Genomic DNA, 21,624 nt, shown 5'->3' with positions numbered 1-21,624 from the left:
ATCGCTGTTGCGGCCACACCCAAAAGTCTGATCTCCTGGCGTCACCGAGGGAGCCGCACGGCAGAGGCGGCCGGTTTCAACGCCAATCGAGGGGTTCCATGGTCTCACGCACGCGCCTCCCCCGTCGCCGCCTGCTGGCGGGCGCGCTTCTCGCCGCGCTCGCGCTGCCGGGGCTCGCCGGCGCCGCCCTGGCCGCTCCCCGCACCGACCTCGTGCTCGGCATGCCGGTCGAGCCGCCGGGCCTCGATCCGACCAGCGCCGCCCCGACCGTGATCGGCCAGGTGGTGTGGCAGAACGTGTTCGAGGGCCTGACCCGGGTCGACCGCGACGGCAAGGTGCAGCCGCAGCTGGCGAAGAGCTGGACGATCTCGCCCGACGGCCTGACCTACACCTTCGCGCTCCAGCAGGACGTCAAGTTCCACAACGGCGAGCCCTTCAATGCCGAGACGGCGAAGTTCGCCCTCGACGCGATCCGGGCGCCGGGCTCGGTCAACCCGCAGAAGGCGCTCTACGCGGTCATCGCCGACGTCAAGGCGCCGGACCCCGCCACCCTGGTCCTGACCCTCGCGAAGCCCTCCGGCAACCTCTTGTTCTGGCTCGGCCAGCCGGCGGCGGTGATGGTCGAGCCGAAGTCGCGCGACGGGCTCAAGGCCAATCCGGTCGGCACCGGGCCGTTCCGCTTCGCCGCCTGGCGCAAGGGCGACCGGGTCGAGCTGACGCGCAGCCCCGACCACTGGAACGCCGCCCGCAAGGTCCATCTCGACAAGGTCACGTTCCGCTTCATCGGCGACCCCCAGGCCGCCGCCGCGGCGCTCCGCGCCGGCGACGTCGACGCCTTCCCGCTGCTGCCGGCGCCCGAGCTCTACGCCGCGTTCCAGAAGGACAAGGCCTTCACGGCCGAGCCGGGCCTGACCGAGATGAAGGTCGTGGCCGGCATGAACAATACGGCCAAGCCCTTCGCCGACAAGCGCGTGCGCCAGGCGCTGATGATGGCGGTCGACCGCAAGCTCCTGATCGAGGGAGCCTATTCGGGCTACGGCGCACCGATCGGCAGCCACTACACCCCCAACGATCCGGGCTACAAGGACCTGACGGGCGTCTATCCGTACGACCCGGCGAAGGCGAAGGCCTTGCTGGCGGAGGCCGGCTACGCCAAGGGCCTGACCTTCAGCTTCAAGTCGCCGCAGATGGCCTACGCCACCCGCACCGCCGAGATCCTCCAGGCGATGTTCGCCGAGGTCGGCGTCACGATGAACATCGTGCCGACCGAGTTCCCGGCGAAGTGGGTGCAGGAGGTGATGCGCGACCGCAGCTTCGACATGACGGTGATCGCCCATGCCGAGCCGATGGACATCGCGATCTACGCCAACGACCCGTACTATTTCGGCTACAAGAACCCGGCCTTCAACGAGGTGGTGACGAAGGCCGCGCAGGCGACCGACGAGGCGACGCGGCTCAAGCTCTACGGCGACGCGCAACAGATCCTCGCCGACGACGTGCCGGCCCTGTTCCTGTTCGTGCTGCCGAAGCTCAGCGTGTGGCGGGCCAAGCTCACGGGGTTCTGGAAGAACGAGCCGGTGCCCTCGAACGACCTCACGGAAGTGCGCTGGACGGAGTAGCGGCGTCTCCCCCTCTCCAGGCGATGCCGGGCTTGCCCGGTATCGCTGCAAGGTGTGGGAGAGGGGATCCCGCGGCAGTTCCGTGCGGCGTACAGAACAGTAAAAGACCGGTTTTTCCCAATGCCCGAGCCCACCCCATGCTGAGGCACCTCGCCCGCCGTGCCGCCGGCTTCGCCGTCACCTTCCTGCTGATCTCGGTCCTGGTCTTCTGCATGATGGAGATCGTGCCGGGAGACCCGGCCTCGGCGATGCTCGGCACCTCGGCGACCCCTGAGACGCTCGCGGCGCTCCGCGCCCAGATGGGCCTCGATGCCCCGGCGATCGTCCGCTACCTGCGCTGGCTCGGCGGGCTCGCGAGCGGCGACATGGGGGTGTCCTACACCTACGGCGTGCCGGTCGGCGCGCTGATCCGCGAGCGGCTGGCGGTGACGCTGCCGCTCACCGGGCTCGCGGTGCTGCTCGCCGTCGGCATCGCCCTGCCGCTCGGGGTCACCGCGGCCTCGCGGCCCGGGGGCGTCGCCGACGGCCTCGCGACCCTTTACGCGCAGGCCGGAATCGCGGTGCCGAACTTCTGGATCGGGCTTCTGCTCATCATGGTGGTGGCGCTCGGCCTCGGCTGGCTGCCGGCCGGGGGCTTCCCGGGCTGGGGCGAGCCCGGATCGGCGGTCCGCGCCCTGCTCCTGCCGGCCCTGGCGCTCGCCATCCCGCAATCGGCGGTGCTGACCCGGGTGACGCGGGCCTCGGTGATCGAGGTGATGAACGAGGATTTTGTGCGCACCGCCCGGGCCAAGGGCGCCTCGGTCTCCCGCGCCCTGTGGCGCCACGCGGTGCCGAACGCGCTCGTGCCGGTCATCACCATGCTGGGCTTGCAGATCTCATTCCTGATCGGCGGCGCGGTGCTGGTCGAGAACGTGTTCACCCTGCCCGGCATGGGGCGGCTCGCCTGGCAGGCCCTGGCGCAGCGCGACCTGATCGTGATCCAGAACGTCGTGATGATGTTCGCCACCATCGTCATCGTGGTCAATCTCGGGGTCGACCTGCTCTACACGATCGTCGATCCCCGCTTGAGGAAGCGCGCATGACCGCCCTCGCGTTGAAACTCCGGCAGGGCTGGCGCCCCGGCAGCGCGACGCTCCTCGTCGGCGGCGTCCTGACGGCGCTTCTCGTCGCAATCGCCCTCACCTCCCTGGTCTGGACCCCCGAGGACCCGGCCCGGATGCGCATCCTCCAGAAGCTGAAGGGCCCGCTGGTCTCAGGGCTCCTCGGCACCGACCATCTCGGGCGCGACGTCGCCTCGATGCTGATGCGCGGCGCCTTCAACTCGCTCACCACCGCCTTCGCGGCGGTCGCGGTGGGCGCGGTGCTCGGCACGCTCGCCGGCGTCGCGGCGGCGGCGAGCCACACCTGCGACGCGGTGCTCATGCGCATCTGCGACGCGCTGTTCGCCCTGCCGCCGATCCTCTCGGCGATCATGCTCGGCGCGCTGCTCGGGCCGGGCGCGCTCACGGCCATCGTGGCGATCGGGGTGTTCATGATCCCGGTCTTCGCCCGGGTCACCCGGGGGGCCGCGATGCAGATCTGGGCGCGGGACTACATCATGGCCGCCCGCATGGCCGGCAAGGGCACGGCGCGGATCACCCTGGAGCACGTCCTGCCCAACATCGCCGGCCAGGTCACCGTCCAGGTCACGATCCAGCTCGCCATGGCGATCCTGACGGAGGCCGGCTTGAGCTTCCTCGGGCTCGGCCTGCCGCCGCCGGCCCCGACCTGGGGGCGGATGCTGGCGGAGTCGCAGACCTACCTCACCCAGGCCCCCCACCTGGCGCTCGCCCCCGGTCTGACCATCGCGGCGGCGGTGCTCGGCCTCAACCTCCTGGGCGACGGGCTCGCCGCCCGCCTCGACCCGCGCCGCCGGCAGGCCTCTTGATGCTCGCGATCCGCAACCTCTCCATCGCCTTTCCCGGCCGTGACGGCCCGGTCCGGGTCGTCGACGACGTCTCGGTCTCGGTCGGCCGCGGCGAGAGCCTGGGCATCGTCGGCGAATCGGGCTCGGGCAAGTCGATGCTGTCGCTCGCCACCATCGGGCTCCTGCCGAGGAGCGCCCGCGCTTCCGGCGAGATCCTGCTCGAGGGCCGCAACATCTTGGGGATGCGCGAGCGCGAGCTGTGCTCCCTGCGCGGCCGGCGCATCGGCATGATCTTCCAGGAGCCGATGACGGCCCTCAACCCGGCGATGACCGCAGGCCAGCAGATCGCCGAGGGCATCCGCCTGCACCGCGATGTCGGCGGCGCGGAGGCCCGGGCGGAGGCGCTGCGCCTGCTGGAGCGGGTGCGGATCCCCGATCCGGCCCGGCGCATCGACAGCTATCCGCACGAGATGTCCGGCGGCCAGCGCCAGCGCGTCGGCATCGCCATCGCGCTCGCGCTCGCGCCCGACCTCCTGATCGCCGACGAGCCGACCACGGCCCTCGACGTGACGGTGCAGAAGGAGATCCTCGACATCCTCGACGAGCTGGTGGCCGATCTCGGCCTGTCCCTGATCCTCATCAGCCACGACCTCGGGGTGATCGCCCGCAGCACCGACCGGACCCTCGTGATGTGCCGCGGCCGGGCGGTGGAGGAGGGGACGACCGAGCAGGTGCTGCGCTCCCCCGCCGCGCAGTACACGCGCGACCTCATCGCGGCCCTGCCGCGCCGCGCCCGGGCGGGCTTCGGCGCGGAACCGCGCCTCGCCGCGGGAGCCGCCCGATGACCGCGCTCCTCTCGGTCGAGAACCTCACCCGCGACTACGCCCTCCGGGGCAAGGGCGGCGTCACCCGGTCCTTGCGGGCGGTCGACGGCGTGAGCCTCGACGTCGAGGCCGGCAGCATCTTCGCGGTGGTGGGCGAATCGGGCTGCGGCAAGTCCACGCTCGCGCGCATCGTCATGGCCCTCGACCGGCCGAGCGGCGGCACGGTGCGGCTCGGCGGCGACGACCTGTTCGCGCTGTCAGGCAGGGCGCTGGCGCGCAAGCGCCGCGACTTCCAGATGGTGTTCCAGGATCCCTACGGCTCGCTCAATCCGCGTCACTCGGTCGGGCGCATCGTGGCCGAGCCGCTCCACCTCCTCGACGACGCGCCGCGGGGCCGCGACCGCGCCGCCCTGGTCGCCCGGGCGCTGGAGGATGTCGGGCTGCCGGCACAAGCCGCCGAGCGCTATCCGCACGAGTTCTCCGGCGGCCAGCGCCAGCGCATCGCCATCGCCCGGGCGCTCATCACCAACCCGAAGCTCGTCGTCGCCGACGAGGCGGTCTCGGCCCTCGACCTGTCGATCCAGGCCCAGATCCTGCGCCTGATCCTGTCCCTGCGCGACCGCCACGGCCTGACCGTGCTGTTCATCACCCACAATATCGGCGTCGTCGACGAGATCGCCGACCGGGTCGGGGTGATGCAGGCCGGGCGCCTGGTCGAGGAGGGGCCGGTGCGCGAGGTGCTGGACCACCCGCGCCAGGACTACACCCGCACCCTGCTCGCCGCCGAGCCGACGCTCTCGGTGCTCGGTCAGAGGCGGCGGCGGGCGTGAGGGGAGGGGGCAAGCCTGCGTCATGTGGTTGACGCATGGCGGCCCCTCCATTCCGGCGCTTGCTATGCGCGCCGCGATGTGTGAAATCGATTTCACGCACCGCGGCGATGGCGTCGCGGCGGTGCTGCCCTTCTTGGGCGTTTCCTCCCTAGACTTCGGGCCGCCTCGCAAGGGCGGCCTTTTTTCTGCTCGCGGTCACGCCGCGAGGATCACGCGGTCCCGGCCGTCGCGCTTGGCGGCGTAGAGCGCGGCGTCGGCGCGGCGGAACAGCGACTCGCCGCATTCCTCCGGCTGGCGCGTGGCGAAGCCGAGGCTGACCGTGGCGGCGATGGTGCGGTCGTCGCCCACCGGCACCGCCATCGCGCCGACCGCACCGCGCAAGGCATCCGCCATCTCCGCCGCCTGGACGGGGTCGATCCGCGGCATGATGACCACGATCTCCTCGCCGCCGATCCGGCAGACCGTGTCGGCGTTGCGCATCCCGGCCATCACCACGTCGGCGACGTGCTTGAGCACCCGGTCGCCGATCGCGTGCCCGTAGGTGTCGTTGACCCGCTTGAAGTGGTCGATGTCGAGCACGATCAGCGACAGGGGCGTGCCGGTCTCCCGGGCGCGGGCGGTCTCCTCGTTCAGGCGCTCCGTGAAAAGGCGGCGGTTGCCGAGCCCGGTCAGTCCGTCGGTCAGGGCCTGCGCCTCGAACCGCGCCAGCCGGACGACCTCCAGGGCGGTCCGCCGCGCCAGCCGGGCGAAGGTCGTCATGATCGAGGCGCCGACGAGGTGCACGACGCGCTGCAGCGCGGCACCGGCATCGAGAGGCTGATCCAGCTCGCCGAGCGCCCCGACGGCCACGAGCAGCATGCAGAGCGCCACCGCCGCGATCAGGCCCCACCAGCGCCGCTTCACCACCGGATCCCGCGCCAGGCGCGAGACGTCCCGCAGCGGTGCGACCGCGAGCGACGCGATGCCGACAGCCAGGAAATCTAGAACCGGGCCGAGGGAGACCATGAGGCGGGAATTCCGACTTGGGGCGCACGGCGGACAGGTCCCACGCAAGGATCCGCCCGGGACATCAGCCGCTGTGCCCGGCTTACCCTGGGATATAGCGCGATTCGACTTTTCGCACAAGTCTAGACGGATCGATCGAGGCGGTAATCCAAAAGTTAACAGGAAAACCAGTCTGATACGTCTATCGATTAAAAATCGGGATCCTCTGTCTACGGCGACACCCGGTGTTTGTGCTTGAAAGCAATCGCACGATCGCGATGCGGGTCGATCGATCGAGGACATGGTGGCGACATGTCGAGAATGGCTCGTTCGCGCCGTCATCCACGAAGGGAGCGCCCGGCGGTCGCCAGGAGATCCTACATCCCCCGGGGTTGTTCCCGGGCCGCGAAAGCGGTGTCCGGGACGACGGGTGAGATGTCGGGCCAGGTGATCGGATCGAGTACGCGACCGAGCAGGCAGGATCTCGCAGCCGGTTCGACCGACCGATAGATCATTCTCCGACGAAGCGGACAGGGTACGCGACACTGGAGGCCCCGGCGCCGAGAGGCCACCGCCTCGTCGCAAGCCGCCCCTTTCCCGGCCCGGAACGGGCCTGCGCGACTGGAGCGTCGGCGGACGGGGATCCGGGATCTCCCTCCACGTCGTTTCTCTCGTCCGGGAAAGGGTGGCTTGCGACGGATCGTAGGCCCGTCGGTCCCTATCTGACAGTGCCGTGTGACGTCGCCCATGGCTTGCATGCGGGAGGCGGCGAACGAGGGCCTGGCCCGTCGCCGCCTCTCCCGTCACTTCATCGTCGGCATCACGAACTCGGCGCCGGCGCGGATGCCGGTGGGCCAGCGGGTCGTGATGGTCTTGAGCCGGGTGTAGAAGCGCACGCCCTCCGGCCCGTGCATGTGGTGGTCGCCGAACAGCGACGCCTTCCAGCCACCGAAGGAGTGGAACGCCATCGGCACCGGGATCGGGACGTTGATCCCCACCATCCCGACCTGGATCTGGTGTGCGAATTCCCGTGCCGCGTCGCCGTCGCGCGTGAAGATCGCCGTCCCGTTGCCGAACTCGTGCTCGTTGATCATCCGCGCCGCCGTCGCGTAGTCCGGCGCGCGGGCCACGGCCAGCACCGGCCCGAAGATCTCCTCCTTGTAGATCGTCATCTCCGGCGTCACCCGGTCGAACAGCGTGCCGCCGACGAAGTAGCCGTTCTCGTAGCCCTGCAAGCTCAAGGTCCGCCCGTCGACCACCAGCTCGGCGCCTTCCTCGACGCCGCGGTCGATGTAGCCCTTCACCTTGTCGCGGTGCTGCGCGGTCACGAGCGGGCCCATCTCGGCCTCCGGATCGGTGCCGGGCCCGACCTTGAGCGCGCGCACCTTCGGCACCAGCTTCGCGATCAACCGGTCGGCGGTCTCCTCGCCGATCGGCACCGCCACCGAGATCGCCATGCAGCGCTCGCCGGCCGAGCCGTAGGCCGCGCCCATCAGCGCGTCGACCGCCTGGTCCATGTCGGCGTCGGGCATCACCACCATGTGGTTCTTGGCCCCGCCGAGGCATTGCGCGCGCTTGCCGGTGCGCGCCGCGGTCTCGTAGATATACTTGGCGATCGGGGTCGAGCCGACGAAGCTCACGGCGGAGATGTCGGGGTGGTGGAGGAGGGCGTCGACCGCCTCCTTGTCGCCCTGGATCACCTGGAACACGCCGTCGGGGAGCCCGGCCTCCGTCAGCCACTCGGCCATGACGAGGGCGGCGGAGGGATCGCGCTCGGAGGGCTTCAGGACGAAGCAGTTGCCGCAGGCGAGCGCGACGGGGAACATCCACATCGGCACCATGGCGGGGAAGTTGAACGGGGTGATGCCGGCCACCACCCCGAGCGGCTGACGGATCGCGCTGCTGTCGACGCGGGTGCCGACATTCTCGGTGATCTCGCCCTTGAGGAGCTGGGGGGCTCCGGTTGCGAACTCGACCACCTCCATGCCGCGCTGGATCTCGCCCTTGGCGTCGGAGAGCACCTTGCCGTGCTCGGCGGTGATGACCGCGGCGAGCTCGTCGATGCGGTCTTCGAGGATTCGCAGGAAACGGTTGAGGATGCGGGCGCGGCGCAGCGGCGGGGTCGCGGCCCAGGCCGGGAAGGCGGCGCGGGCGCTCGCGACGGCGGCCCCGACCTCGTCGGTGCTGGCGAGGGCGACCGTGCCCGATTGCTCGCCGGTCGCCGGGTTGAAGACCGGCGCGGTGCGGCCCGAGCGGCCGGCCACTTGAGCGCCGCCGACGAAGTGTCCGATGGTGGTCATGGTTCTGATCAGGTCCAATAGCAAAGTACGTCGAACTCGCGTGGCTTCGCGAGCCGAACATCGATCGTCGATCTCCGGGTCATCCCTGGTTCTGCTCTCGCGGCCCCGGGGTGATGTGGAGGGTATGAGGCCCTGTTTGACTTGCAGCGATTGCACCAGGCAAAACCGGATTTCTCCCATTGGCGACCTCATCCTGAGGTGCGGCCAACGGGAGACTCGAAGGAGACCTCCAGCTGCCTCGGCGAGATCTGGAGGCCTCCTTCGAGGTCAGTCGATGGTCAATCGGCTGACACTTCAGGATGAGGGTGTGGGCGGGACAGATCCTGCCCGTCAGTCAAACAGGCTTTGAGAGGGTTACGCCGCCCGCCGCAGCGCCTCGCCCAGCATCGAGGCCATCGTGTCGATGTGCTCCGCTTCCGCGATCAGCGGCGGCGAGAGGGCGATGATGTCGCCGGTGACGCGGATGAGCAGGCCCTTCTCGAAGCAGTCGGTGAAGACGTCGTAGGCCCGCGCGCCCGGGGCGCCGTCGCGGGGCCTCAGCTCGATGCCGGCGATGAGGCCGATGGTGCGGATGTCGATCACGTGCGGGCAGTCCCGCAGGGCGTGCATCGCCGCGTGCCAGTGCGCCTGGACCTGCGTGGTGCGGGTGAGGAGATCTTCTTCGGCGTAGATCTCCAGGGTGGCGAGGCCGGCCGCGCAGGCGACCGGGTGGCCCGAATAGGTGTAGCCGTGGAAGAGCTCGATCGCGCCCTCCGGCCCGTGCATCAGCGCATCGTGCACCGCCCGGGTGGCGAAGACCGCGCCCATCGGGATCGTGCCGTTGGTGAGGCCCTTCGCCGTGGTGACGAGGTCGGGCGTCACGCCGAAATAGTCGGTGGCGAAGGGCGCGCCGAGGCGGCCGAAGCCGGTGATGACCTCGTCGAAGATCAGGAGGATGCCGTGGCGGGTCGCGATCTCGCGCAGACGCTCGAGGTAGCCCTTGGGCGGCACCAGCACGCCGGTCGAGCCCGCCACCGGCTCGACGATCACCGCGGCGATCGTCTCGGCGCCATGGAGCGCCACCAGCCGCTCGAGGTCGTCGGCGAGATCCGCGCCGTGCTCGGGCTGGCCCTGGACGAAGGCGTTGCGCGACAGGTCGTGGGTGTGGCGCAGGTGGTCGACGCCCGGGAGCAGCGGGAACATCCGGCGGTTGTTGACGAGGCCGCCGACCGAGATGCCGCCGAAGCCGACGCCGTGATAGCCGCGCTCGCGGCCGATCACCCGGGTCCGGGTGCCCTGGCCGATCGCGCGCTGGTAGGCGAGCGCGATCTTGAGCGCGGTGTCGACCGATTCCGAGCCCGAGCCGGTGAAGAACACCCGGTCGAGGGCGCCGCCGGGCGCGATGGCCGCCAGGCGCTCGGCGAACTCGAACGCGATCGGGTGGCCCATCTGGAACGAGGGCGCGTAGTCGAGGGTCGAGAGCTGGCGCTCGACCGCCTCGGCGATGCGCCGGCGGCCGTGGCCGGCATTGACGCACCACAGGCCGGCGGTGCCGTCGAGGACCTGGCGGCCGTCATCGGCGGTGTAGTGCATGCCCTCGGCCGCGACGAGCAGGCGGGGTGCTGCCTTGAACTGCCGGTTGGCCGTGAACGGCATCCAGTAGGCGTCGAGGCTCGGGCGGTTCAGGCGCGGCGGATGGGCGTTCATGGCGGGGTCCTCGGCGAGCGCGATGGCGCTCAGACAAGCCCGTTCCAGCAAGCGCAACAAGTCCTTTTCTGCTCCGCCATAACCCATTGACGAGGCAGGCGGGCAGGATAGGGTGTTGCCGGATCCGCAACAGCCTCAACAGGGACAGCCGGCGTGACCAACGACGAGGTGGGCGCGCGCCTGCGCCACGTGCGCATCCTGCACGGCCTGTCGCAGCGCGCGCTGGCCAAGCGCGCGGGCGTGGTCAACTCCACCATCTCGCTGATCGAATCGGGCCAGACCAACCCGTCGGTCGGCGCCCTCAAGCGCATCCTCGACGCGGTGCCGATCGGGCTCGCCGAGTTCTTCTCGCTCACCCCGGAGCGGTCCGAGAAGGCGTTCTACGCCAGCGAGGAGCTGGTCGAGATCGGCAAGGGCCGGATCTCCTACCGCCAGGTCGGCGACGCCCTGTTCGGCCGCGCCCTGCAACTGCTCAAGGAGCGCTACGAGCCGGGCTCCGACACCGGCCGGGTGCCGCTGGTCCATGACGGCGAGGAGGGCGGCATCGTGCTCTCGGGCAGGCTCGAGGTGACGGTGGACGACGAGCGTCGGGTGCTGGGGCCCGGCGACGCCTACTACTTCTCCAGCCGCCGGCCGCACCGCTTCCGCTGCGTCGGGCCGAATCCGTGCGAGGTGGTGAGCGCCTGCACGCCGCCGACCTTCTGACGGGTTGCCAACCCTAGATCGTATACAATATGCGTTCGAGAGAAGCGGTGGAGTCGAGAGCATGGCCGTGACGGCGCGCGCGGGGGGGAGCCGATCCGTCGCCGGGGGCCTGGGCCACCGGACGGTCTCGGCGGCAGTCGCCGAGGCCCTGCGCCAGCGTATCCTCTCGGGCGCCCTGGCACCGGGATTCCAGCTGCGTCAGGACGCGCTGGCCGAGGAATTCGGCATCAGCCGGATCCCGATCCGCGAGGCGCTGCTCCAGCTCGAAGCCGCCGGCCTGGTGCGGATCGCCCCGCATCGCGGCGCGGTGGTCACCGGGCTCTCGGTCGAGGAGATCGAGGACGTGTTTCAGCTCCGCGTCTCCCTGGAGCCGCAACTGCTGATCCTCTCGGCCCGCCACCTGACGCCCGACGATTTCTCGGAGTTGCGCGCCCTGCGGGACGAGTACAGCGCGGCGCTCAAGGCCGGCACGGTCGAGACCTGGGGCGAGCTGAACCGGCGCTTCCACCTCAGCCTCCTGCGCCATGCCGGCCGGCCGCGCTCCCTCGCCATCGTCGCCGGCCTGCTCCAGGATTGCGACCGCCCGACCCGGCTCCAGCTCTCCGTCACCGGCGACGTCGCCCGCGCCGACATGGAGCACACCTCGATCCTCGATTTGTGCGAGGCCGGCGAGGTGGTCGCGGCGGCCAACCTCCTGCGGATCCACGTCGAGCATGCTGGGCGCTCGCTGGTGGAGATCTATCGCAGGTCGGCAGCGGTGGAGTGATAGTTATTAGCTAGTAATATCGGTCGGTAGCTTCGAATAAATTTCCGATTATTAAATAATATCTAGTATATTACTGTCAGATATGAGATCACGAGATCGCGTTATCCTTTAACGCAGCGTCCATTTGACTGATTCGAAAAGATATAGCGCGGGATCCCCTCTCCCGTGTGGGAGAGGGGTAGGGGCGAGGGTGACACGCTTCCGCATGAAACGCTGAGGCTGGTGCCGGCAGCGGAACGGTCTGAGCCTTCTGCGGAACCGTAGCACCCTCACCCCCGACCCCTTTCCCACACGGGAGAGGGGAGACGCGCTCCATCCTGAATGCGGACCGATTGAGCGGAGCCCGTATGACAGTCGCATCCCGACGAGCGGATTACCGTCAGGCTGCTTGACCCGGTCGCATATTTTATACAATCTACGAAGCGAGACGACGCCGAGGACCACACCGTGCCCGACACCGCACTCGAGACCAGGGGGCTGACCAAGGCGTTCGGCGGCTTCCGGGCGGTGCGGGGGCTCGACCTCAAGATCCGCCGCCACGCGATCCACGCGCTGATCGGCCCGAACGGCGCCGGCAAGACCACGGTGTTCAACCTGCTCACCAAGGTCCACGTGCCGACCGAGGGGCAGATCCTCTACGAGGGCGCCGACATCACCCGCGAGACCTCGGCGGCCATCGCCCGGCGCGGGCTGGTGCGCTCGTTCCAGATCTCGGCGATCTTCCCGAACCTCTCGGTGCGCGACAACGTCCGGGTGGCGCTCCAGCGCCGGCTCGGCACGCAGTTCCAGTTCTGGCGCTCCGGTCGCACGCTGCGGGTGCTCGACGAGGAGGCGATGCGGCTCCTCGCCGAGGTCGGCCTGGCGCAGGCCGCCGAGGCGCGCGCCGCCGACCTCTCCTACGGCCGCAAGCGCACGCTCGAGATCGCCACGACGCTCGCCCTCGACCCGCCCTTCCTGCTCCTCGACGAGCCGACGCAAGGGATGGCGATCGAGGACGTCGACCGCATCAAGCGGCTGATCCGGCGGATCGCTTCAGGACGCACCATCCTGATGGTCGAGCACAACATGTCGGTGGTGGCCGACCTCTGCGACACGATCACGGTGCTCCAGCGCGGCGAGATCCTGGCGGAGGGGCCGTACGCCGCCGTCTCGACCGATCCGGCGGTGCGCGCCGCCTATCTCGGGGGCGGGCATGCCTGAGACCGTGCTTGAGACCCGCGGCCTTGAGGCCTGGTACGGCGAGAGCCACGTGCTGCACGGCATCGACCTCACGGTGCGCGAGGGCGAGTGCGTGACCCTGATCGGCCGCAACGGCGCCGGGCGCACCACGACGTTGCGCGCCATCCTCGGCCTGACCGACCGTCGCGCCGGCTCGGTGCGGGTGCGGGGCCAGGAGGCGATCCGGCTGCCGACCCACCGCATCGCGCGGCTGGGCCTCGGCTACTGCCCGGAGGAGCGCGGCGTCTACCGCACGCTCACCACCCGCGAGAACCTGACCCTGCTGCCGCGCCTCGGCGAGGGCGGCCTGCCGCTCGACGAGGTCTTGGCGCTCTTTCCCAACCTCGCCGAGCGCGCCGACAGCTACGGCGGCCGGCTCTCGGGCGGCGAGCAGCAGATGCTGGCGCTCGGGCGCATTCTCACCACCGGCGCGCGCATCCTGCTCCTCGACGAGATCACCGAGGGGCTGGCGCCGGTCATCGTCGAGGCCCTGGGGCGCGCCGTGGCGCTGCTCAAGAGCCGCGGCTTCACCATCGTGCTGGTCGAGCAGAACTTCCACTTCGCCCGCCACCTCGCCGACCGCCACTACGTCGTCGAGCACGGCCGCATCGCCGCGGAGATCGCCGCGCACGAGGTCGCGGCGCGGGAGGAGGAGGTCGGGCGGTTGCTCGGGGTGTAGGCCGCCCGGCGCCCTCCTGCTCATGAGGAATGACACCTTGTAGTCCACTCTATCCCGTCCACGACCTCATCCTGAGGTGCGACTGAAAGGAGCCTCGAAGGAGGGCTCCAGAGATCTCCGAGGTTACTGGAGGTCTCCTTCGAGGCTGCGCGATCTTCGATCGCCCAGCACCTCAGGATGAGATCGCGGGTAGGACGGGATTGTCGATCACGTCAGACGGGCCCTGGGACGGTGGGGCGTCATCCAGATATATTCACAAGGAGGCGGGAATCATGCGGTCGCGTGTCATCGGAGTTGCCCTCGGGCTGTCGCTCGCCGCCCTGGCGCCGGGGGCCATGGCCGCCGACAAGATCAGCGACGGGGTGGTGAAGGTCGGCATCCTCAACGACCTGTCGGGGATCTATTCCGACTTCACCGGCCGCGGCTCGGCGGTGGCGGCGCAGATCGCCATCGACGAGATGGGAGGCAAGGTGCTGGGCGCGCCCGTCGAGCTCGTCGCCGCCGACCACCAGAACAAGCCCGACATCGCCGCGAACCTCGCCCGCGAGTGGTTCGACCAGGGCAAGGTCGACATGATCGCCGACTTCCCGACCTCCTCGACGGCGCTCGCCGTGATGGAGATCGCGCGGCAGAAGAACCGGGTGACGATGCTCTCGGCCGGCGTCGCCATGGCGGCGATCACCGACAAGTGCTCGCCCCTGAGCGCGCAGTGGATGGTCAACACCTACGCGCTCGCCGCCGGCACCGCCAAGGCGTTGCTCAAGGCCGGCAAGAAGAGCTGGTACTTCGTCACCGCCGACTACACCTTCGGCCACTCGCTCGAGAAGGACGCCGCCGCGGTGGTCGAGGCCGAGGGCGGCAAGGTGCTGGGCGTCTCGCGCCATCCGTTCCCGGGCGGCGACTTCTCGTCCTACATGCTCAAGGCGCAGGCCACCGGCGCCCAGGTGATCGCGCTGGCCAACGCCGGCAGCGACACCGTCAACGCGGTCAAGCAGGCCGCCGAGTACGGCATCGGCCGCAGCGACAAGCAGGTGATCGCGCCGCTCCTCACCTACATCACCGACGTGAAGAGCCTCGGCCTCGCCAAGGCCCAGGACATGTACCTGACGGAAGCGTTCTACTGGGACTACGACGACCGCTCGCGCGCCTTCGCCGAAAAGTATTTTTCCAAGATGAAGCGGATGCCGAGCGCCTCGCAGGCCGCGATCTACTCGGCGGTGCTGAGCTACCTGAAGGCGATCCAGGCGGCCGGCACCGACGAGGCCGGGGCGGTGATGAGCCAGCTGCGCGCCATGCCGATCGATGACGCGGTGATCCGCAACGGCCGCTTGCGGGCCGACGGGGCGCTGGTGCACGACCTGCTGCTGCTCCAGGTCAAGAAACCGGCCGAGTCGAGGCGCGACTGGGACTTCTACCACGTCAAGGCAGTGCTCAAGGGCGACGAGGTCTACCCGAAGCCGAGCGACGCCTGCCCGCTGAACGCGCGGGGGTGAGCCACCACCCTGAACCCTCCCCCCTCTGCGGGGGAGGGTGGTCCCTGCGTCAGCAGGGGCCGGGAGAGGGGACCGCGACGCTGATCCAGGGTCCGCCCTTCATCGAGCGCGCGCCCTCTCCGGAAGCGGCGTCCCCTCTCCCGGCCTACTCCGTAGGCCACCCTCCCCCGCAGAGCGGGGAGGGGACGAACCGAACCGTCCCGCCAAAATCTTTTCCGGTCCCCCCATGTCGGACATCACCATCCAGGCCTTCATGGCCCAGCTCACCATCGGGCTCATCGGCGGCTGCTTCTACGCTCTGCTGAGCATGGGGCTGGCGATCATCTTCGGGCTTCTCAACATCATCAACTTCACCCACGGGGCGCAGTTCATGATGGCCGCCTTCCTGGCCTGGATCGGGCTGACGCAAGTCGGGCCCTGGCTCGGCCAGCCCGATCTCCAGGTGAACTTCTGGCTCGCCCTGGTGCTGGCGCCCGCCCTAGTCGCGGTCTTCGGCATGGCGATCGAGCGGACCCTGCTGCGCCGGCTCTACCACCTCGACCACCTCTACGGCCTGCTCCTCACCTTCGGGGTGGCGCTGGTGATGGAGGGGGGATTTCGCTACGTCTTCGGCGTGTCCGGCCAGGGCTACGAGCCGCCGGAGATCCTGCAAGGCCCGGTCGATGTCGGCTTCATGCTGCTGCCGAAGTACCGGGTGTTCGTGGTCGCCGCCTCGCTGCTGGTCTGCCTCGCCACCTGGTACCTGTTCGAGCGCACCAAGCTCGGCGCCTACCTGCGCGCCGGCACCGAGAACCCGCGCCTGCTCCAGGCCTTCGGCATCAACGTCCCGGTCATGATCACCCTGACCTACGGCTTCGGCGTCGCGCTTGCCGGCATCGCCGGGGTGCTGGCCGCCCCGATCATGCAGGTCACGCCCCTGATGGGCGGCAGCCTCCTCAACATCGTCTTCGCCGTGGTGGTGATCGGTGGGCTCGGCTCGATCCTCGGCGCGATGCTCACCGGCCTCGGCCTCGGGCTGATCGAGGGGCTGACCAAGGTGGTCTATCCGGAGGCCTCGACCGTGGTGGTCTTCGTCATCATGGCCCTGGCGCTGCTGCTGCGCCCGGCCGGCCTGTTCGGGCGCGAGGCGTGAGATGACCACGAAAACCCTCTTTGCCGCCCTCCTCGCGCTGCTCGTCCTGGTGCCGCTGGTGCCGGGGCTGATCTACCCGATCTTCGTCATGAAGGTGATGGCCTACGGGCTGTTCGCCTGCGCCTTCAACCTGCTGCTCGGCTTCACCGGCCTCGTCTCCTTTGCCCACGCCGCCTTCCTCGGCACCGCCGGCTACGTCACCGGTGCGCTGATGATCCGGCTCGGCGCCCACCCGCTCGGGGTGCCGCTGGCCTTCGCGGCCGGCGTCGCGGCATCGGCGCTGGTCGGCTTCGCCATCGGGGGCCTGGCGATCCGGCGGCGCGGCATCTACTTCGCGATGATCACGCTGGCGCTGTCGCAGATCGTCTATTTCCTGGCGGTGCAGTTCCGCTGGACCGGCGGCGAGGACGGGCTCCAGGGCATCCCGCGCGGCACGCTGCTGGGTCTCGTCGACCTGTCGTCCGACACCGCGATGTACTACCTCGCCCTCGCCCTGTTCGCCGCCGGCTTCCTGTTCGTCGACCGGGTGGTGCACTCGCCCTTCGGCCAGATCCTCCAGGCGGTGCGCGACAACGAGGCGCGGGCGGTCTCGCTCGGCTACGACGCGTCGCGCTTCCAGCTCCTCGCCTTCGTGCTCTCGGCGGCGCTCGCCGGGTACGCCGGCGCCCTCAAGGCCCTGGTCTTCGGCCTCGTCTCGCTCAACGACGTGTCGCTGCACACCTCGACCGAGGTGGTGCTGATGACGCTGCTCGGCGGCGTCGGCACCCTGTTCGGCCCGCTCGTCGGCGCCGCCCTGGTGGTCGGCCTCCAGAACTACCTCGCGACGATCGGCGACCTCGTCACGGTAGTGATCGGCCTGATCTTCATCCTCTGCGTCTCGTTCTTCCGCCGCGGCGTCGTCGGCGAGTGGCTGCACTGGCGCCACCGCCGCGCCGCCCGGGCGGCGCGGCCGCTGCCCGAAGCGGAGCATCCCCCGGTCGCCGAGGCGGCCTGACTCGTCCCACCTCAAGAAAACCCCAAGGAGACAGACCCATGTGGACAGGCGTCATTCCCGCCGTCACCACCAAGTTCACCGCCGACGGCGCGCTCGACCACGCCGAGATGGAGCGCTGCTTTGCCCTCCAGATGCAGGCCGGCTGCGACGGCCTCATCGTCTGCGGCTCGCTCGGCGAGGGCCCGATGCTGTCGCCCGACGAGCGCCTGGAGGTGCTTAAGACCGCCCGGTCGGTGGCCGGGGGCAAGCCGGTGCTGCTCACGGTATCGGAGGCCGGCACCCGCGAGGCCTGCGCGCTCGCAGCCCGTGCCGCCAAGGCGGGGGCCGCCGGCCTGATGGTGGTGCCGAGCCCGATCTACCACACCGACGAGGACGAGACCGTCGCGACCCTGAGCGCGGTCGCCGCCGCCGGCGACCTGCCGGTGATGATCTACTCGAACCGCGTCGCCTACCGGGTCGACGTGACGCCGCGGATCATGGAGCGGCTGGCCTCGGATTCCCGCTTCGTCGCGATCAAGGAATCCTCCGACGACATCCGCCGCACCACCGAGATCATCAACCATTTCGGCGACCGCTTCGCGGTGCTGACCGGCGTCGACAACCTCGCCTTCGAGGCGCTGAGCGTCGGCGCCGTCGGCTGGGTCGCGGGCCTGGTGGTGGCCTTCCCCAACGAGACCGTGGCGATCTACCGGCTGATGAAGCAGGGCCGGACCGCGGAAGCACTCGAGATCTACCGCTGGTTCCGCCCGCTCCTCGACCTCGACGTCTCGACCTTCCTCGTGCAGAACATCAAGCTCGCCGAGGCGCTGGCGATCGGCTCGACCGAGCACGTCCGCATGCCGAGGAAGCCCCTCTCGGGCGAGCGCCGCGCGGCGGTCGAGGCGATCGTCCGCACGGCGCTGGAGCGCCGCCCGTCCCTGAAACGCGCCGCGTGACGGGCTCGCCTTGACCCGCGAGGTCGCCATCGTCGGGGCCGGCATCGTCGGCCTCGCCACCGCCCACCACTGCCTCGCCGAGGGCTGGCGGGTGCGGCTGATCGAGCGCGGCGGCGTCGCGCAAGGAGCGAGCTTCGGCAATGCCGGGGCGCTCGCCTTCACCGACGTGCTGCCGCTCGCCTCGCCGGGCATCCTGCGGCGTGCCCCTGCCTGGATGCTCGATCCCCTCGGGCCGCTGGCGCTGCCGCCGTCCTACCTGCCGCGGATCGCCCCCTGGCTGCTGCGGTTCTGGCGCGCCAGCCTGCCCGACCGCCACCGCCACGCGACGGAAGTCCAGTCCGGCCTGATGCGGCTCGCCGCGCAGGCGATGGAGGCGATGGTGGAATCAGTCGGCCTCGCCGGAAGCTTGCGCCGCGACGGCAACCTCGAACTCTACGAGAGCGAGGCGGAGCTCGCCGCCTCAGAGCCCGGCTGGGCCGCCCGGGCGCGGGAGGGCATCGCCTTCGAGCACGTCCGCGGCGTCCGCCTCGCCGAGCTGCAACCCGGCCTGTCGCCGCGCTTCATCGCCGGCACCTTCACGCCGAACTGGATGACGGTCGACGACCCCTACCGTTTCGCCCTGGCGCTCCACGCCGACGTGACGGCGAGGGGCGCCGTGCTCACGAAGGCTGAGGTGCGGGACATCGCGCCCGAGGGCGGCGCCGTGCGCCTGACCCTCGCCGACGGTACGGTGCTCCGGACCGATGCCTGCGTGCTCGCCGCCGGCGCCTGGTCCCGCGATCTCGCCCGCCGCCTCGGCGACCGGGTGCCGCTCGACACCGAGCGCGGCTACAACACCACGCTGCCGCCCGGCGCCTTCGATCTGCGCCGCCAGCTCACCTTCGGCGGCCACGGCTTCGTGGTGACGCCGCTCTCGACCGGCCTGCGGGTCGGCGGCGCCGTCGAGTTCGGCGGCCTCCACCGCCCGCCGAACTTCGCCCGCGCCGACGCGATGCTGCGCAAGGCCGCCGCCTTCCTGCCGGGCCTGCGGACCGAGGGCGGGCGGCAATGGATGGGATTCCGGCCCTCGCTCCCCGACAGCCTGCCGGTGATCGGCCCGTCGCGGGCGAGCCCGAAGATCCTCTACGCCTTCGGCCACGGCCATCTCGGGCTGACCCAGAGCGCCGGGACGGGGCGGATCGTGGCGGATCTCATGGCAGGGCGGGCGCCGGCGGTGGATGTGCGGGCGCTGCGGGCGGGGCGGTTCGGGTAGTCACGAACTCGCGCTCTCAACCCTCCCCCCTCTGTGGGGGAGGGTGGTCCCTGCGTCAGCAGGGGCCGGGAGAGGGGACCGCGACGCTGCTCCAGGGGTCTGCTTTCATGAAGGGCGCGACCTCTCCGGAGGCGTCGTCCCCTCTCCCGCCCGGCTCCGCCGGGCACCCTCCCCCGCAGAGGGGGGAGGGTTCAGAGGCGCCCGTCGCGGCCGCCCCTCACGCCCCCCGCATCGCGTTCATCGTCAGCAGCTCGTAGGTCGCCGCCGTCTCGCCCGCCGCCGTCTGGATCTCCACGTCCCAGCGCACCTCGCCGTACTGCGCGTTGCGCGGCGACTTCTCCTTGGCGGTGAGCCGCACCCGGATCGCCTCGCCGGGCTGGATCGGCTTGAGGAAGCGCAAGCTGTCGAGCCCGTAATTGGCGAGGACCGGACCCGGATCCGGATCGACGAACAGGCCGGCGGCGAAGGACAAAAGAAGGTAGCCGTGCGCCACCCGGCCGGGGAAGAACGGGTGGCCCCGCGTCGCCTCCTCGCTCATGTGGGCGTAGAAGGTGTCGCCGGTGAAGTGCGCGAAGTGCTCGATGTCGTCGAGCGTGATCGTCCGCTCGGCCGAGTGGAAGCTGCGGCCGATCTCCAGGTCCTCGAAGTGGGCGCGGAACGGATGCTCGGGGAGAACCAACTCCGGCGCGCCCTTGATCCAGCTTCCCGTGATCCGGCTCAGCATCGCCGGCGAGCCCTGGAGGGCCGTGCGCTGCATGTAGTGGTGGAGCGCCCGCACGCCGCCCAGCTCCTCGCCGCCGCCGGCCCGGCCGGGGCCGCCATGCATCATGTGCGGCATCGGCGAGCCGTGGCCGGTCTGCTCACCTGCGCAGTCGCGGTCGATGACGACGAGGCGGCCGTGATAGGCCCCGACCCCGAAGACCAGATCCGCCGCCGCGGCCGGATCGTGGGTGTAGAGCGAGGCGACGAGGCTGCCCTCGCCGCGATTGGCGAGGCCGGCCGCCTCCTCGATCCCGTCGTAGCCCATCACCGTGCAGACCGGGCCGAAGGCCTCGAGCGCGTGCACCTGCCGGGCCCGGAGGGGATCGGCGCAGTGGAGCAGCAGCGGCGGCAGGAAGGCGCCGGTCTCCGCGTCCGCCCCCTCGACGACGAGGCGCGCCGGATCGCCGAAGACGAGTTCCGCCTCCGCCTTCAGGGCGTCGACCCGGGCGAGCACGTCGCGGCGCTGCGCCAGGCCGACCACCGGCCCCATCCGCACGTCCTCGCGGGCGGGATCGCCGATCCGCACCGATGCGAGGCGCCGGCTCAGGGCCTCGATCACCGCCGGCACGTGGGCGCGGGGCGCCAGTGCCCGGCGGATCGCCGTGCATTTCTGCCCGGCCTTGACCGTCATCTCCTTGGCGACCTCCCGGATGTAGAGGTCGAATTCCGGCGTGCCCGGCCCGGCATCGGGCGCCAGGATCGCGGCGTTGAGCGAGTCGCGCTCGGCGACGAAGTGCACCGCCTCGCGGGCGATGACGGGATGGCTCTGGAGCAGCTGCGCCGTCTCGACCGAGCCGGTGAACGACACCACGTCCTGGCCGGTGAGGTGGTCGAACAGGTCGCCCGTCGGCCCGACCACGCATTGCAGCGCATCCGCGGGCAGGATGCCGGATTCGGCGATGAGCCGCACGAGCGCGTGAGCGACGTAGGCCGTGATCGTGGCGGGCTTCGTCACCACCGGCACACCGGCGAGGATCGCGGGCGCGAGCTTTTCGAGGAGGCCCCAGCACGGGAAGTTGAACGCGTTGATATGGACGGCGCAGCCGGCCTTCGCGGTGAGCACGTGACGCCCGACGAAGCTGCCGCCGCGCGACAAGGGCTCCACCGCGCCGTCGATCAGGAAGGTGGCGTTCGGCAATTCGCGCCGGCCCTTCGAGGCGTAGACGAACAGCGTGCCGATCCCGCCGTCGATGTCGATCAGGTTGTCGGTGCGGGTCGCGCCGGTCTGGTGCGAGAGGGCGTAGAGCCCGTCGCGGCGCTCGTTGAGGTAGGCGGCCAGCCGCTTCAGCATCTCGGCGCGCTGGTGGAAGGTGAGGCGGCGTAAGCCCGGACCGCCGACCCGGCGGGCATGGTCCAGCACCTCGGCCATGGCGAGCCCGCTATGGCCCACCTCCGCCACCACCGCGCCGGTGACGGCGCTGCGGATGCCGGTCCAGTCTCCTTCCGGCGCGATCCAGCGTCCCTGGACGTAGCTCTCCAGCCGCATGGCGTTCCTCCCGTTCTTATCCTCCCATTATTGACCGACCGGCCGGTTGGTCA

18 protein-coding genes are annotated in these 21,624 nt (G+C 70.3%); 14 read left to right on the top strand and 4 right to left on the bottom strand.

Annotated features, from left to right (window positions below):
- The first annotated feature begins 98 nt into the window (after positions 1-98).
- From ACS5PV_RS29020 to ACS5PV_RS29000, 5 genes are all read left to right on the top strand, one after another.
- On the top strand, positions 99-1,619 hold the full coding sequence (locus ACS5PV_RS29020; RefSeq protein WP_455398805.1) for an ABC transporter substrate-binding protein: 1,521 nt from the start codon (positions 99-101) through the stop codon (positions 1,617-1,619).
- A gap of 137 nt (positions 1,620-1,756) precedes the next feature.
- On the top strand, positions 1,757-2,701 hold the full coding sequence (locus ACS5PV_RS29015; protein WP_455398804.1) for an ABC transporter permease: 945 nt from the start codon (positions 1,757-1,759) through the stop codon (positions 2,699-2,701).
- Positions 2,698-3,546, top strand: a complete 849-nt coding sequence (locus ACS5PV_RS29010; protein WP_455398803.1) for an ABC transporter permease — start codon at positions 2,698-2,700, stop codon at positions 3,544-3,546. The genes ACS5PV_RS29015 and ACS5PV_RS29010 overlap by 4 nt, the downstream gene beginning before the upstream one ends.
- Positions 3,546-4,370 carry an ATP-binding cassette domain-containing protein gene (locus ACS5PV_RS29005; RefSeq protein ID WP_455398802.1) on the top strand — a complete coding sequence of 275 codons (825 nt, stop codon included), beginning with the start codon at positions 3,546-3,548 and terminating at the stop codon, positions 4,368-4,370. The genes ACS5PV_RS29010 and ACS5PV_RS29005 overlap by 1 nt, the downstream gene beginning before the upstream one ends.
- Positions 4,367-5,179 carry an ATP-binding cassette domain-containing protein gene (locus ACS5PV_RS29000; protein ID WP_455398801.1) on the top strand — a complete coding sequence of 271 codons (813 nt, stop codon included), beginning with the start codon at positions 4,367-4,369 and terminating at the stop codon, positions 5,177-5,179. The genes ACS5PV_RS29005 and ACS5PV_RS29000 overlap by 4 nt, the downstream gene beginning before the upstream one ends.
- A gap of 195 nt (positions 5,180-5,374) precedes the next feature.
- On the opposite strand, the gene ACS5PV_RS28995 is transcribed toward ACS5PV_RS29000, so the two are convergent.
- The 3 genes from ACS5PV_RS28995 to ACS5PV_RS28985 form a co-directional block, all read right to left on the bottom strand.
- On the bottom strand, positions 5,375-6,184 hold the full coding sequence (locus ACS5PV_RS28995) for a GGDEF domain-containing protein (RefSeq protein ID WP_455398800.1): 810 nt from the start codon (positions 6,182-6,184) through the stop codon (positions 5,375-5,377).
- Between the two features lie 782 nt (positions 6,185-6,966).
- The gene (locus tag ACS5PV_RS28990; protein WP_455398799.1) at positions 6,967-8,463 is read right to left on the bottom strand and encodes a CoA-acylating methylmalonate-semialdehyde dehydrogenase; all 1,497 of its coding nucleotides are present in this window, start codon (positions 8,461-8,463) and stop codon (positions 6,967-6,969) included.
- A gap of 354 nt (positions 8,464-8,817) precedes the next feature.
- Entirely contained in the window at positions 8,818-10,149 is a 1,332-nt protein-coding gene (locus tag ACS5PV_RS28985; RefSeq protein WP_455398798.1) for an aminotransferase class III-fold pyridoxal phosphate-dependent enzyme, read from the bottom strand.
- Positions 10,150-10,302: 153 nt separating this feature from the next.
- Here ACS5PV_RS28985 and ACS5PV_RS28980 point away from each other — a divergent pair, with 153 nt between their 5' ends.
- From ACS5PV_RS28980 to ACS5PV_RS28940, 9 genes are all read left to right on the top strand, one after another.
- Positions 10,303-10,854 (top strand): cupin domain-containing protein, encoded by a 552-nt coding sequence (locus ACS5PV_RS28980; RefSeq protein ID WP_455398797.1) that lies wholly within the window; start codon positions 10,303-10,305, stop codon positions 10,852-10,854.
- Positions 10,855-10,915: 61 nt separating this feature from the next.
- Positions 10,916-11,620 carry a GntR family transcriptional regulator gene (locus ACS5PV_RS28975; protein WP_455398796.1) on the top strand — a complete coding sequence of 235 codons (705 nt, stop codon included), beginning with the start codon at positions 10,916-10,918 and terminating at the stop codon, positions 11,618-11,620.
- A 447-nt stretch (positions 11,621-12,067) separates the two neighbouring features.
- Positions 12,068-12,820: an ABC transporter ATP-binding protein gene (locus ACS5PV_RS28970; protein ID WP_455398795.1), complete on the top strand. Its 753-nt coding sequence runs from the start codon at positions 12,068-12,070 to the stop codon at positions 12,818-12,820.
- On the top strand, positions 12,813-13,517 hold the full coding sequence (locus tag ACS5PV_RS28965; protein ID WP_455398794.1) for an ABC transporter ATP-binding protein: 705 nt from the start codon (positions 12,813-12,815) through the stop codon (positions 13,515-13,517). Before ACS5PV_RS28970 ends, ACS5PV_RS28965 begins: the two co-directional genes overlap by 8 nt.
- A gap of 272 nt (positions 13,518-13,789) precedes the next feature.
- Positions 13,790-15,010 carry an ABC transporter substrate-binding protein gene (locus ACS5PV_RS28960; RefSeq protein ID WP_455398793.1) on the top strand — a complete coding sequence of 407 codons (1,221 nt, stop codon included), beginning with the start codon at positions 13,790-13,792 and terminating at the stop codon, positions 15,008-15,010.
- Between the two features lie 226 nt (positions 15,011-15,236).
- Positions 15,237-16,142 carry a branched-chain amino acid ABC transporter permease gene (locus ACS5PV_RS28955; RefSeq protein ID WP_455398792.1) on the top strand — a complete coding sequence of 302 codons (906 nt, stop codon included), beginning with the start codon at positions 15,237-15,239 and terminating at the stop codon, positions 16,140-16,142.
- 1 nt (position 16,143) lies between these two features.
- Positions 16,144-17,136, top strand: a complete 993-nt coding sequence (locus ACS5PV_RS28950) for a branched-chain amino acid ABC transporter permease (protein WP_455398791.1) — start codon at positions 16,144-16,146, stop codon at positions 17,134-17,136.
- A gap of 38 nt (positions 17,137-17,174) precedes the next feature.
- Entirely contained in the window at positions 17,175-18,071 is an 897-nt protein-coding gene (locus tag ACS5PV_RS28945) for a dihydrodipicolinate synthase family protein (protein WP_455398790.1), read from the top strand.
- A 10-nt stretch (positions 18,072-18,081) separates the two neighbouring features.
- Complete coding sequence (locus ACS5PV_RS28940) at positions 18,082-19,323, top strand: NAD(P)/FAD-dependent oxidoreductase (RefSeq protein ID WP_455398789.1); 1,242 nt, start codon at positions 18,082-18,084, stop codon at positions 19,321-19,323.
- 217 nt (positions 19,324-19,540) lie between these two features.
- On the opposite strand, the gene paaZ is transcribed toward ACS5PV_RS28940, so the two are convergent.
- A complete protein-coding gene (paaZ, locus tag ACS5PV_RS28935; RefSeq protein WP_455398788.1) occupies positions 19,541-21,571 on the bottom strand; it encodes a phenylacetic acid degradation bifunctional protein PaaZ in 2,031 nt (676 codons plus the stop codon).
- Positions 21,572-21,624: the final 53 nt, after the last annotated feature.

It is taken from the genome of Methylobacterium sp. Gmos1 (assembly GCF_053764715.1).
This window is presented reverse-complemented; position numbering and strand designations above follow the sequence as displayed.